The sequence below is a fragment of the Acinetobacter sp. TR3 genome (assembly GCF_027105055.1).
Lineage (GTDB): Bacteria > Pseudomonadota > Gammaproteobacteria > Pseudomonadales > Moraxellaceae > Acinetobacter.
Genome location: NZ_CP114264.1, coordinates 2103808 through 2116471, shown reverse-complemented (window position 1 = coordinate 2116471; position 12664 = coordinate 2103808). Strand labels below are relative to the sequence as shown.

Annotated in this window: 14 protein-coding genes and 3 tRNA genes; 10 read left to right on the top strand and 7 right to left on the bottom strand. The window is 38.8% G+C overall.

Annotation, left to right across the window (positions count from 1 at the left end; translation table 11 throughout):
* Positions 1–15: 15 nt before the first annotated feature.
* From lepA to O1449_RS09970, 9 genes are all read left to right on the top strand, one after another.
* Positions 16–1833: a translation elongation factor 4 gene (gene lepA / locus O1449_RS10010; protein ID WP_269229977.1), complete on the top strand. Its 1818-nt coding sequence runs from the start codon at positions 16–18 to the stop codon at positions 1831–1833.
* A 69-nt stretch (positions 1834–1902) separates the two neighbouring features.
* Positions 1903–2766, top strand: coding sequence for a signal peptidase I (lepB, locus tag O1449_RS10005; protein ID WP_004661246.1), 864 nt, complete (start codon positions 1903–1905; stop codon positions 2764–2766).
* Between the two features lie 25 nt (positions 2767–2791).
* Entirely contained in the window at positions 2792–3169 is a 378-nt protein-coding gene (locus tag O1449_RS10000) for a DUF4845 domain-containing protein (RefSeq protein ID WP_269238217.1), read from the top strand.
* Positions 3138–3833, top strand: a complete 696-nt coding sequence (rnc, locus tag O1449_RS09995; RefSeq protein WP_249569875.1) for a ribonuclease III — start codon at positions 3138–3140, stop codon at positions 3831–3833. Before O1449_RS10000 ends, rnc begins: the two co-directional genes overlap by 32 nt.
* A gap of 4 nt (positions 3834–3837) precedes the next feature.
* Positions 3838–4863, top strand: coding sequence for a GTPase Era (era, locus tag O1449_RS09990; RefSeq protein ID WP_269238216.1), 1026 nt, complete (start codon positions 3838–3840; stop codon positions 4861–4863).
* A gap of 26 nt (positions 4864–4889) precedes the next feature.
* Positions 4890–5087 (top strand): NF038104 family lipoprotein, encoded by a 198-nt coding sequence (locus O1449_RS09985; RefSeq protein WP_269229981.1) that lies wholly within the window; start codon positions 4890–4892, stop codon positions 5085–5087.
* Positions 5088–5096: 9 nt separating this feature from the next.
* The gene (gene recO / locus O1449_RS09980; protein ID WP_269229982.1) at positions 5097–5804 is read left to right on the top strand and encodes a DNA repair protein RecO; all 708 of its coding nucleotides are present in this window, start codon (positions 5097–5099) and stop codon (positions 5802–5804) included.
* Positions 5805–5859: 55 nt separating this feature from the next.
* A complete protein-coding gene (pdxJ, locus tag O1449_RS09975; RefSeq protein ID WP_269238215.1) occupies positions 5860–6588 on the top strand; it encodes a pyridoxine 5'-phosphate synthase in 729 nt (242 codons plus the stop codon).
* Positions 6589–6592: 4 nt separating this feature from the next.
* Entirely contained in the window at positions 6593–7240 is a 648-nt protein-coding gene (locus O1449_RS09970) for a tRNA-(ms[2]io[6]A)-hydroxylase (protein ID WP_269238214.1), read from the top strand.
* A 45-nt stretch (positions 7241–7285) separates the two neighbouring features.
* Here the strand turns inward: O1449_RS09970 and O1449_RS09965 are convergent, their stop codons facing one another.
* The 6 genes from O1449_RS09965 to O1449_RS09940 all read right to left on the bottom strand — a co-directional run bounded on the left by O1449_RS09965 (position 7286) and on the right by O1449_RS09940 (position 9846).
* Positions 7286–7840 (bottom strand): peroxiredoxin family protein, encoded by a 555-nt coding sequence (locus O1449_RS09965; protein WP_269238213.1) that lies wholly within the window; start codon positions 7838–7840, stop codon positions 7286–7288.
* 84 nt (positions 7841–7924) lie between these two features.
* Positions 7925–8000 (bottom strand) — tRNA-Asn (locus O1449_RS09960).
* A 9-nt stretch (positions 8001–8009) separates the two neighbouring features.
* Positions 8010–8085 (bottom strand) — tRNA-Asn (locus tag O1449_RS09955).
* Between the two features lie 9 nt (positions 8086–8094).
* A tRNA-Asn gene (locus O1449_RS09950) sits at positions 8095–8170 on the bottom strand.
* Positions 8171–8316: 146 nt separating this feature from the next.
* Positions 8317–8943, bottom strand: a complete 627-nt coding sequence (locus tag O1449_RS09945) for a superoxide dismutase (protein WP_004652711.1) — start codon at positions 8941–8943, stop codon at positions 8317–8319.
* Between the two features lie 144 nt (positions 8944–9087).
* Positions 9088–9846: a Nif3-like dinuclear metal center hexameric protein gene (locus tag O1449_RS09940; RefSeq protein WP_269229986.1), complete on the bottom strand. Its 759-nt coding sequence runs from the start codon at positions 9844–9846 to the stop codon at positions 9088–9090.
* 195 nt (positions 9847–10041) lie between these two features.
* Here O1449_RS09940 and O1449_RS09935 point away from each other — a divergent pair, with 195 nt between their 5' ends.
* A complete protein-coding gene (locus O1449_RS09935) occupies positions 10042–11226 on the top strand; it encodes a S1C family serine protease (protein ID WP_269229987.1) in 1185 nt (394 codons plus the stop codon).
* A gap of 195 nt (positions 11227–11421) precedes the next feature.
* On the opposite strand, the gene O1449_RS09930 is transcribed toward O1449_RS09935, so the two are convergent.
* Complete coding sequence (locus O1449_RS09930) at positions 11422–12636, bottom strand: alginate export family protein (RefSeq protein WP_269238212.1); 1215 nt, start codon at positions 12634–12636, stop codon at positions 11422–11424.
* Between the last annotated feature and the right edge of the window lie 28 nt (positions 12637–12664).

The window sequence follows — 12664 nt, the reverse complement described above, 5'->3', positions numbered from 1 at the left end:
TTGTTAAGGTAACCCATGGCGCAAGCTAAAAAATCCGTAGATATCAAAAATATACGTAATTTCTCGATTATTGCTCACATTGACCATGGTAAATCAACCTTGGCAGATCGATTTATTCAAATGTGCGGTGGCTTACAAGATCGTGAGATGCAAGCTCAAGTATTAGACTCTATGGAGATTGAGCGTGAGCGAGGGATTACCATTAAAGCGGCATCCGTTACTTTGTATTACACGCATCCAAATGGTCAAGAGTATCAATTAAACTTTATTGATACTCCAGGGCACGTCGACTTTTCTTATGAAGTGTCACGTTCTTTGGCGGCATGTGAAGGTGCGCTTTTAGTCGTCGATGCCGCGCAAGGTGTTGAAGCACAATCTGTAGCGAACTGCTATACGGCGATCGAGCAAGGTCTAGAAGTTTTACCGATCTTAAATAAGATTGATTTACCTCAAGCTGAACCTGAGCGTGTCATTCACGAAATTGAAGAAATTATCGGGATTGAAGCAACAGATGCACCGACGTGTTCAGCGAAAACAGGTTTAGGTGTTGAAGGTGTATTAGAGCGTTTAGTCGATGTCATTCCTGCACCAGAAGGTGATCGTGATGCGCCATTACAAGCGTTAATTATCGATTCATGGTTTGATAATTACCTTGGCGTTGTTTCTCTCGTGCGTATCAAGCAAGGTCGTATCCGTAAGGGCGATAAAATGTTGGTGAAGTCTACAGGGCAAGCTCATCCTGTAACGTCTGTGGGTGTATTCAACCCTAAACATACTGAAACCGATATTTTGGAAGCTGGTGAAGTTGGCTTCGTTATTGCTGGGATTAAAGATATTTTTGGTGCGCCTGTAGGTGACACGATTACTTTGTCAAACACACCAGATGTTGCTATTTTACCAGGTTTTAAAAAGGTTAAACCACAGGTCTATGCGGGTCTTTTCCCAATTGATTCAAGTGACTTCGAACCATTCCGTGAAGCACTACAAAAATTACAAATTAACGATTCAGCATTATTCTTTGAACCAGAAAGTTCAGATGCTTTAGGCTTCGGTTTCCGTTGTGGATTCTTGGGCATGCTACATATGGAAATCGTACAAGAGCGTTTAGAGCGTGAGTATGATCTTGATTTGATTAGCTCTGCACCGACAGTAATCTATGAAGCGCTCACCAAAAAAGGTGACATCATTTATATCGACAGCCCGTCGAAAATGCCAGATGGTTCAACAGTTGAAGATTTACGTGAACCGATCGCAGAGTGTCATATTCTTGTGCCACAAGAATATTTAGGTAATGTCATGACCTTGTGTATTGAACGTCGTGGTGTTCAAAAAGATATGAAATTTTTGGGTAATCAAGTTTCAATCACTTTTGAAATTCCTATGGCAGAAGTGGTCATGGATTTCTTTGATAAGTTGAAATCTTGTTCACGTGGTTTTGCATCTTTAGATTACAACTTCGTACGTTTTGAGAGTTCATCATTAGTTAAGGTTGACGTGTTAATTAATAGTGAAAAGGTCGATGCCTTAGCTATGATTTGTCACCGTCAAGATGCGCGTCATCGTGGTATTGCGTTGGTTGAGAAGATGAAAGATTTGATTCCACGCCAAATGTATGATGTTGCAATTCAAGCAGCAATTGGTGCACAAATTATTGCACGCTCTACCGTAAAAGCCATGCGTAAGAACGTATTGGCAAAATGTTATGGTGGTGACGTTTCGCGTAAGAAGAAACTTCTTGCGAAACAAAAAGAAGGTAAGAAACGTATGAAACAAGTAGGAAGTGTTGAAATTCCTCAGGAAGCGTTCTTAGCTGTATTGAAAGTGGATAGATAAAAAGAGAGAGGCTAGGTAAATAAATTTACCTAGCTGCAAAACGAGCAGCTAGGCTGCGGGAGAGGGCGTGTGGATTTTGATTTTAATTTGATTCTGGTACCAGTTACACTGATTTTTTTTTTAGTGTGGCTACTCGATAAATTTGTACTAAAACAACGTGCAAATAAAGGGCGTGATCAGGAAAATTTTGTTATAACGTGGGCATATGATTTTTGGCCCGTGTTAGCAGTAGTCTTAATCCTTCGTTCTTTCTTATATGAACCATTTAATATTCCATCTGATTCTATGGTGCCCACCTTGGAAACAGGTGATTTTATTTTAGTAAATAAATTTGATTATGGTGTGCGCTTACCGATTGTAAATGCAAAAGTAATTGATGTAGGTGAGCCAAAACGTGGTGAAGTCATCGTATTTCGTTATCCACCCCAACCAACCATTAGCTATATTAAGCGCGTAGTGGGTTTGCCAGGCGATCACATTCAGTTTAAGGCTGGTCAATTAATTATTAACGGAAAGCAAATTGCTAAAGTAGCAACTGAATTTAAACGTGATAAAGATCAATTAGAAACTCCTACAGTTTATTACTTTAAAGAAACATTAGGTGAACACCAGCATTTAATTCGTTATTTAGATGGTCGTAATCCTTTAGCAGAACAATTTCAATTTGCAAAGTTACGTGGAGCTGATGCACTCGTTCCATTTGTTGCCAAAGAAAATAATGTTTTTATTCAAAGTAATGGGCAGGATTGGGAAGTAACTGTGCCAAAAGGACAGTATTTTGCAATGGGTGATAATCGAGATCAAAGTGCGGACAGTCGTTTTTGGGGATTTGTCCCTGAAGCAAATTTAACAGGTCGTGCTTTTTATGTTTGGATGCATAAAGAACCTGGTTTTAACCTGCCAAGTTTCAATCGTAATGGTAAGATTAACTAAATAAAAATACATAGGAAGTATAAAGATGCGTAAATCTCAACAAGGGGCATCCTATATCGCGATATTATTCGGAGTGATTTTTTTTGCTATTACCGTTAAAGCAGTCATTGCAATTTGGCCTGCCTATTGGGATGACAAAATTATTGATAATCAGATAATAGCTTTGTTGAAAGAAAGTCCTGGAAATATTACACCAAGTAAATTTTATACTCAGATGGATCAACGTTTAGAGATGAATAATATTCGTGATATACATTTCAAGGATATTGCTGAAGTTACTTATAAAGATGATTTAGTTGTAATGAAAAAGTATGAAGTGCGGAAGCCTTTCATGCTGAATATTAGTTTAGTGATGAATTTTGAGAAGACTTTTGACCAAAAATCTGCAAACCAAACTCAATGATACACGGCTGCAAGGTCGAATAGGTTACCAGTTTAAACAGTTTGAATTGTTAAAACTGGCTTTGACCCATCGCTCGGTCAGCCATAAACATAATTATGAACGCCTAGAATTTCTAGGCGATGCATTATTAGGAATGATCGTTGCAAATTATTTGTACAATACCTATCCGTTGGAAAATGAAGGTCGTTTAACGCGAATGCGTGCGACTTTGGTTCGACAGGAAGCATTAGGAAAAATCGCAAATGATTTGCAACTCAGTCGGTCATTAATTTTAAGCACTGGCGAGTTAAAATCAGGTGGACATCACCGTGAATCGATTTTGGCTGATACGGTTGAAGCCATTATTGGTGCTATTTATTTAGACAGTAATGATCTCAACTTGCTCGAACGCATTGTGTTAAAATGGTATGAGCCATATCTTGATCATATCGAACCGACAGATCAACTGAAAGACCCTAAATCACGTTTGCAAGAGTATTTACAAGCACGTAAAAAACCTCTCCCAGTTTACGAGGTTGTAGATATTCAGGGTGATGCCCCTAATCAACATTTCAAAGTGGAATGTGATGTAGCGGGATTGCCAAAAATTATAGGCGAGGGCTCAAGTCGTCGTTTTGCCGAACAAACGGCAGCGGCAGAGATTTTAAAATTATTGGAGCAATAACCTGATGTCTCATTCAGAAGAAAATAAGCCAGAAGCAACTGAACAGCAAGATGGCAATAATCTAATTGATCAATTTTTTAGTTCTCAAGGAACAACAATTCCTTCAGATTTTAAAAGCGGTTTTGTTGCAATTGTTGGTCGCCCAAACGTGGGTAAGTCAACTTTGATGAATCATATCCTAGGTCAAAAACTATCGATTACTTCACGTAAACCACAAACCACACGTCATAAGATCGTGGGGATTGATTCACGTGAGAAATCACAGGCGGTATTTGTAGATACGCCTGGGATGCATAAGAAAGAAGTACGTGCCATCAATAAGATGATGAACCGTGCCGCACATTCTGCATTGCGTGATGTGAACTTGGTTTTATTTGTGGTTGATGCACAAAAGTGGACTCAAAATGATGAATTGGTTTTGGAAAAGCTTAAAAATGCAGAGATGCCTGTGATCCTCGTGATCAATAAGCTAGATACTTTCGAAAATAAAAATGAAGCTTTACCGCTGATTCGAGAGCGTGCCAAGCTCATGAATTTTGCTGAAATTGTTCCAGTTTCAGCATTGCGTGGTGCGAATTTAGATCATTTACGTGACACGATTGAAAAATATCTGCCGTATCAACCACCTTTGTATTCATTAGATCAGATTACTGATCGTTCTGAGCGTTTCCTTGCGAGTGAAATCATTCGTGAGAAAATTATGCGTCAGTTAGGTGAAGAACTGCCATATGATTTAACGGTTCAAATTGAATCATTTAAAACTGAAGAAGAAGCCGTAAATGAAAAAACAGGTCGTTTAAAGCCGCCATGTACATATATTGATGCGACCATTTTTGTAGAACGCCAAGGGCAAAAAGCAATTGTGATTGGCGACAAGGGTGCGAAGTTGAAAAGCATTGGCATGGATGCACGTACAGACATGGAAAAAATGTTTGAGCAAAAAATTATGCTAACGCTTTGGGTGAAAGTCAAAGGTGGTTGGTCTGATGATGAGCGTGCACTCAAAAGCTTGGGTTATAGCGATATTTAATCGCATTTAAGATAACGGAAACAGGTATGAAAACAACAATTCGTATATTCGCGATTGTGACATGTGTATTCATGTTACAAGGCTGTATTCACAAGCTTGTGACTGTACCTGTTAAAGTTGCTTATAAGACCACTAAAGGTGTTGTTAAAGGAACTGCTGCGGTTGTTGGCGCAGTGATTCCCGATGGCGATGATGAAGAAAAGGATGAGAAAAAGAAGGACTAGTCTCGTACTATGATGCGCAATGAAGTCCTACATGGTTATTTGATTCATCATCGTAAATATCGTGAAAAAAGCCATATTGTGCATTTATTTACACAAGAATATGGGCGGGTGGATGGGATTCTAAGACAGACCCCACCGCCGCAATATCAGCCTATTCGTCTGCAAGCCACAGGCAAATCTGAACTAAAAAACTTTACAAAACTGGAAATTCTGAATCAACCTGTATTTTTTCATGGTGATGCATTTTTTGCCGGTTTTTATTTAAATGAAATTCTATTGCGACTATGTCCCTTAGAAGAGATGATGCCGCAAACATTTGAACAATATCAGTTGATTTTAGTGCTATTACAGCAATTGGCGACACACGAACAAGCTGCTGTATTTCTTCGGCAGATTTTGCGTCAATTTGAGCATGTATTATTGGTGGAACTTGGCTACGCTATTGATTTCTCAACAGATGCGAGTCAACAAGACATTCAGGTCAACCAGCATTATCAATTTCAGCTCAATGATGGCTTTCTGCCAGTTTCACAAGCCTCGCGTTCAACACTTGATGGTATGTTGATTGCTTCAATGCAAAGTTATGAAGATGGGCAGGATTTTTCTCACGAACAATTGCAATTATTGGGTAAACTATACCGTCAAATGATTAGCTCCTTGTTGGGTGATCGACCGCTCAAAAGCCGTCAACTTTGGATTCAAAGTACACAAACTTGATATTCCTGATGTATTGAAAATAATGATTCAGGGCTAAACCGATAGGATATTTTTTATGGCTGCAATCTTAGGTGTAAACATTGATCATGTTGCGACATTAAGACAAGCACGTGGTACAACTTACCCTGATCCAGTTCAGGCTGCTTTGTTGTGTGAACAGGCTGGTGCTGAGGGGATTACTTTACATTTGCGTGAAGATCGCCGTCATATACAAGATGATGATGTACGTCGTATGCGTCCATTATTAAAAACACGTATGAATTTGGAATTGGCGGTAACTGATGAAATGGTTGCGTTTGCCAAAGAGATTCAACCTCAGCATGTTTGCTTTGTACCTGAGCGTCGTCAAGAAGTGACCACCGAAGGTGGATTGGATGTGATTGGGCATTTTGAAAAAGTGAAGGCGGCAACTGAAGCACTGAAAGCGATTGGCAGTGATGTGTCTTTGTTTATCGATGCAGATTTGGCACAAATTGACGCAGCTGTCGCATGTGGTGCACCCACCATTGAAATCCATACGGGTGCTTATGCTGATGCCGAGACAGATGAGCAGCAACAAGCTGAATTAGCTCGTATTATCAAAGGTGCTGAATATGCAGCAGCTAAAGGTTTGGTTGTCAATGCTGGGCATGGTTTGAATTTGGATAATGTGGCAGCAATTGCAGCAATTCCAGAAATTTATGAACTCAACATTGGTCATTCGATTATTGCTGATAGTGTATTCGTTGGTCTGGCTCAAGCAGTAACAGATATGAAAGCAGCGATTCAGGCTGCTGCGAGATAAGTTGATGAGTAGTGTAAATTATGATGAGTTGATGCAGCCTGTAATCGAGTTTTTGGGTTGTAGTACTCCTCAAGCATGGTTGGATGAAGCTGTTAATAATCTTGATGTATTAATGCAAGATCATGCTAACTGTGAGAAAAAAGCGGCAAGTACTGCCATGAATTTGATGTTCCGCTATAGCTTTTTTACAGATCTGCAAGTGAAATTGGCGCAATTGGTGCGTGAAGAAATGCTGCATTATGAGCAGGTTTTGGAATTCATGAACAAACGTGGCCAAGAGTGGAAGGGTTTGAGTGCAGGGCGCTATGCAGGTGGATTGCGTAAAGAAATCCGTACCTATGAGCCTGAAGCATTGATTGATGTCATGATTATTGGCGCATTTGTCGAAGCACGCTCATGTGAGCGCTTCTATGCGCTGGCACCTGTTGTAGACGATGAGCTGGGGCGTTACTACCGCTACTTACTTAAGTCTGAATCTCGTCATTTTGAGGACTATTTGGCTTTAGCTTTAGATGTTGCAAAAACGGCGAAACTTAAAGATCCAGAAGAGACGATCCAGCAACGGATTGAGCATATTCGTGCAGTGGAAAAGAATCTAATTTTAACGCCAGATGATACGTTCCGTTTCCATAGCGGTGTGCCTAGTCGCTAAACACGCCATTTTTGCATAAATCAATTAAACACGAGGTGTTGTAGACTACTTAGGGTTCTGATCAGCATTTAAAAATTTATAAATATTTTCAAATGGAATGTGGTCGCTAGCATCAGAACCGTAATATGTTTCAATAATATAACCTTGCTCATCAATTAAAAAATCTGCTGGCATAATATCACTTGGATTTTGTAGATTCTTTTTTAAACCCTCAGCCCCAATTATTTTGATGCCTAAAACCCATGAGACGAAATGTCGAAAAACGCTATAAGCAGAGCGTGCCATTGATCGTTCAATACCATAAGCTTGATAGGCGATATTTTCAGGATCGGCGACGATCGTAAAAGGGCGAGGGCGTTTTCTTACAAATTCATTGACTTCTTCATGTGTTGATGAAAAAAATGCAATGATTTCTAAGCCTTCATCCGAAAGTTTTTTATAATGTTGTGTTAATTGGAAAATTCTAAAATTACAAAAAGGACAGTTTGTATCACGAAAAAATGCAAGTAAAGTGCGTTTACCTGAGTCTAGTCGAACTACTCTGCCATGGCTATCTATAAGTTGAAATTTTGGTGCAGTTTCTGGCGATATAAGACGCATTATGATAAGACCATATATTTTTAAAGGTATGCATTGTGTTTAATATAAAAAAACCCATATCAATGATATGGGTTTTTAGAATCTTGGCTCTTCCACCTGGGCTCGAACCAGGGACCTGCGGATTAACAGTCCGTCGCTCTACCGACTGAGCTATGGAAGAATAGTAGATTGGCTCTCCAACCTGGGCTCGAACCAGGGACCTGCGGATTAACAGTCCGTCGCTCTACCGACTGAGCTATGGAAGAATAGTAGATTGGCTCTCCAACCTGGGCTCGAACCAGGGACCTGCGGATTAACAGTCCGTCGCTCTACCGACTGAGCTATTGGAGAATCTGATGCGCATTTTAGGGGTGAATTTCAGATGCGTCAATAAGAATAATAAATAAAATGAATCGTTTGCTTGATAAATATGCTTTTTAATTTTTAATTATAAAAAAACTGCCCGAAGTGGGCAGTTTTTATTCAAGAAATAAAAATTATTTCTCAACACCTGCTGGTTGACCAGCAAGTTTTGCATTTGCATAGTCCCAGTTCACTAGGCTTTCTAGGAAAGTTGCGATGTATTTTGGACGTAAGTTACGGAAGTCGATGTAGTAAGCATGTTCCCAAACGTCGATTGTTAATACTGCAACTTGACCATGAGCAAGCGGAGTATCTGCGTTTGCAGTTTTAGTAATTGATAATTTACCATTTACTTCATCAGCAACTAACCAAGCCCAACCTGAGCCAAATTGAGTTGTTGCAGCAGCAGTAAATTCTTCAGCAAATTTTTCATAGCTACCAAAAGCTTCTTCGATTTTAGCTGCGATTGCGCCAGTTGGTTTACCACCACCATTTGGCTTCATGCTGTTCCAATAGAATGTGTGGTTCCATACTTGTGCAGCATTATTAAAGATACCTGCTTTAGAAGCATCACCAGCAGAAGCTTTGATGATTTCTTCTAAAGTTTTACCTTCAAGGTCAGTGCCTTTGATTAGGTTGTTTAAGTTAACAACATAAGTATTGTGATGTTTATCGTGATGGTATTCTAAAGTTTCGCGAGTGATGTGTGGCGCTAAGTCATCATAGCCATACGGAAGTGCAGGTAAAGTAATGGTTGTCATGTTCCAATCCTTGCAATTGCTGGGTTTTACGTTAAGTGGCTCTATTGTAAATGATTCCAAAGATAATAGGGCAGTCTTTTAAAGAACGATATACAATAAAGGTTCAATTAAAAACGATAAATAAAATCGGATTCGTCAATTCTATTAAATCGGATTATTTAGTTCGAAATAGATAGTTTCTACAGCAAACTGATTTGTAATTGCTTGAGCAAGGCGTTGTACGCCATATCGTTCAGTTGCATGATGACCACAGGCAAAATAATGAACCCCTAATTCTTTGGCTTCATAAAAAGTACGCTCACTGACTTCGCCAGAAATATAAGCATCACAATCTTTTTCTGCTGCTTTATTGATAAAATCTTGAGCGCCGCCTGTGCAAAATCCTACTTTTTGGATTTGAGTTTTCTCACTCGGCAAATGAATCACATTAAAATCAAAAATAGCCTGTAACTTTGCTTTGAATTGTTCAGGTCTAAGTGCATGCTCTAAATAAGCAATGTTTCCAATCGGATGTTTTTCAGATGAATCTAATGCTTCTAAGTTTTTTAAACCGATTAAATCAGCAATCGCTGCATTATTTCCGAGTACTGGGTGTGCATCTAAAGGTAAATGGTAGGCGATCAAAGAGATATTGTTCTGAATTAATTTTTTGATTCGATTACCACGCATACCTGTAATAGGGTAGGCTTCACCTTTCCAAAAGTAACCATGATGGACAAGTAAGACATCTGCTTGCTGCGCAATAGCTGCATTAATTGCATCTTCTGAGGCTGTAACAGCACAGACTATTTTATTTACCTCAGGCGTGCCTTCAATTTGTAAGCCATTGGGTGCGTAATCTTTAAACTCACTAACTTTTAAAGTTTGATTACACCATTGCACAATATCATGCAAATTTGCCATACGATTCCTCAACTGGATGACATTTATAGATTCAGCTTAATAAAAGCATATTTTTAAATGTAACTAAAGCTAGACAAAACTTTTTTAACTTTTACATTGCTTTAAATCAATTTACTTTACAATAACTGAAAGTTGTTGTTCTTCTTCAATAAATAAACTTGTCCATAACATAATTTTGCCTAGAGGATAATAAACGTGCGCCGTGCATTTACATGGTTACCTTGGGTTTTACTCGTTGTTGTTATATTTAGTTTTCTGGCTTGGCAGAAATCACATCAGCCGAAACCAACAGTCGCTGCTGATGGCGTCAAAATGCCTGCTGAAAAGGTTGAACCTCTGATTGATACAACTCGAACAGGTGGGGTGGTTTCGTATAGTGCTGCCGTAAAAGTTGCTGCGCCTGCTGTGGTGAATATCTTTACCACTCAGAAAGTGAAACAGATGAATCATCCTTTGTTGAGTGATCCTGTATTTCGTGAATTTTTTGGTAATCAAGCCCCTCAACAGCCTCAAAATGAAAATAGTTTAGGTTCAGGTGTTATCGTTCGTGCAGATGGTTATATTCTAACGAATAACCATGTGATTGCTCAGGCAGAGCATATTGTGGTGGCATTGCATGATGGTCGTCGTGCTGAAGCGAAAGTCATTGGTACAGATCCTGATACTGATTTAGCTGTGATTAAAATTGAGTTAGACAAGCTTCCTGTTCTACCGTTTAAACTCAGTGGTAATGAAGTTGGCGATGTTGTACTTGCAATTGGTAATCCATTTGGCGTGGGACAAACAGTGACGCAAGGGATTATTTCGGCGACAGGTCGTTCAGATTTAGGTATCAATACCTATGAAGACTTTATTCAAACTGATGCGGCGATTAATCCTGGTAATTCAGGCGGTGCATTAATTGATGTTGCGGGGAATTTAATCGGCGTAAACACTGCGATTTTCTCTCAATCAGGCGGTTCATTAGGGATTGGTTTTGCAATTCCAGCGAAAATTTGTCAGCAAGTATTAAATTCAATTTTGAAAGATGGTCGTGTTGTTCGTGGTTGGTTAGGTATTAGCTTAATTCCTAATACGATGGATGAGGACGTATTGACTGCGAAACCTGTTGGAGTCGTTGTTGCTGATGTCTTGCGTGATGGTCCAGCAGATGCGGCAGGTGTAAAACGCGGCGATAAAATTATTCAAGTCAATAATGAGCAAATTACTTCAGCCTCACATTTAATCAACTATGTTGCACTGCAAGCACCACAAAGTGTAATTGATCTGGTGATTGAACGAGATGGTAAGCAACAGAGCATGCAAGTAAAAGTTGGAGAGAGAAAAACCCAACTAAATGCGCAGTCGCAATATATCCCATTGCCTAAGCCTCAAGACTAATATGATCTTATGATTTAATGTGAATATGAAAGGCTACACAGGTAGCCTTTTTATTTATGAAAAGAAAAAAGCTTGCTGATAAAGGTCGATCAGCAAGCTTTTTGCAAATTTTGGAGTTTTTTATTTTTCATTACATCATCGAAATTTGATGATTTGATGACAGTTTTTTTATAATTAAATTACAACGACTCAATATCAGTATTTATAATCCATTTGCAGCCATAACTTTTGAGTATCTACAGAAAACTCTTCCGCTTGATAATCTGAGAATTTTGCTAGGGCAGACAAACCTTTAATAGGCAAAGCATGAGAATAAGAAATAGAGAATTCTTGACCATAATCCATATTTTTTTCATCACTACGATATTGATGTAGTTCAGTGCCTAATTTACCTTTACCAAATACATTAAAACTTGATGAAATGTACAAATCAGTCAAACCATTCACAGGCGTTGTCAAGAATAAGTCAGCCCATCCGTTAAACTTATGTTTAGTCGCCAATGGGGTTTGAAATGCAATTTTTCCATCATCACTACCAAGCACTTCATAGCCAAGTGCGATTTCACCCAGTGCTGAGCCTTTATCCGTGATGCTATAACCTAATTCTAATGCATAATAATCTGCATCATAATTTATAGGTTGCTCAGCATATTCACTTTGTTTGGCATATTCAGCAACGTATCTAAAATTGTTTTTCTTACCTGTTAAGCGTAAGCCATAGGTTTGATTTGACCAAGCACTTAAATCCTCGAAATCCATCAAATACCCATATATTGTTGCGTTTAACAATGGGTTGTAATTCATTTTAGTTTGAATTAAATGAATTTGACTGTTTTGTTTACCATCTTGGGCTGCTACAAATTTAGGTTTTGCATCTTCACTACCAAAAATAGTATTGACCTGATCAATATAGGCATAATACAAACCAAACTCTTTGCAAGGTTTAATATTTAAACTAATCGCATCAAAGGTTTGATCATTTTGACGCCAAGCTACGGAGCCTACAAAGCGCTGATTATCTAAATTAATAGCTTGACGACCAATACTTAAATCAAACTTTGGACTATAAGCATATTTTAAATAAGCTTGATTCAATTGTAGGTTTTGAGGATCAGGGACTGTACTGTAGTTTGTTTCAGCATTACGTGTACTATTGAAATGATCATTAATTTCGACAGTGCCTTCTCCTTGTACAAATGCACTTAAGCCATGCCAAGAGCCAGTTTCCAGTGAAGGGCGTAGTCTCAAAGTCCAAGCATCAGCATTTTTTAGTTGGTTATCTTGGTCAACCAGCTCATAACGTAGGCGACTATCGAGAGAAAATTTAGTTTGGCTTAAAAAGTTATCTGCGGCAAATGTCGTAGTTGTTAAAACACTGAGCATAGCAAAGCTAAGAAGATTCAATTTCATATTGAGACCCCTGAGAGATTATAATTTC

What these genes read in the sequence shown, in the direction of transcription:
- lepA (WP_269229977.1), top strand. Translation starts at nt 16, where the DNA reads ATGGCGCAAGCTAAAAAATCCGTAGATATCAAAAATATACGTAATTTC.
- O1449_RS10000 (WP_269238217.1), top strand. Translation starts at nt 2,792, where the DNA reads ATGCGTAAATCTCAACAAGGGGCATCCTATATCGCGATATTATTCGGA.
- era (WP_269238216.1), top strand. Translation starts at nt 3,838, where the DNA reads ATGTCTCATTCAGAAGAAAATAAGCCAGAAGCAACTGAACAGCAAGAT.
- O1449_RS09985 (WP_269229981.1), top strand. Translation starts at nt 4,890, where the DNA reads ATGAAAACAACAATTCGTATATTCGCGATTGTGACATGTGTATTCATG.
- recO (WP_269229982.1), top strand. Translation starts at nt 5,097, where the DNA reads ATGATGCGCAATGAAGTCCTACATGGTTATTTGATTCATCATCGTAAA.
- pdxJ (WP_269238215.1), top strand. Translation starts at nt 5,860, where the DNA reads ATGGCTGCAATCTTAGGTGTAAACATTGATCATGTTGCGACATTAAGA.
- O1449_RS09970 (WP_269238214.1), top strand. Translation starts at nt 6,593, where the DNA reads ATGAGTAGTGTAAATTATGATGAGTTGATGCAGCCTGTAATCGAGTTT.
- O1449_RS09965 (WP_269238213.1), bottom strand. Translation starts at nt 7,840, where the DNA reads ATGCGTCTTATATCGCCAGAAACTGCACCAAAATTTCAACTTATAGAT.
- O1449_RS09945 (WP_004652711.1), bottom strand. Translation starts at nt 8,943, where the DNA reads ATGACAACCATTACTTTACCTGCACTTCCGTATGGCTATGATGACTTA.
- O1449_RS09940 (WP_269229986.1), bottom strand. Translation starts at nt 9,846, where the DNA reads ATGGCAAATTTGCATGATATTGTGCAATGGTGTAATCAAACTTTAAAA.
- O1449_RS09930 (WP_269238212.1), bottom strand. Translation starts at nt 12,636, where the DNA reads ATGAAATTGAATCTTCTTAGCTTTGCTATGCTCAGTGTTTTAACAACT.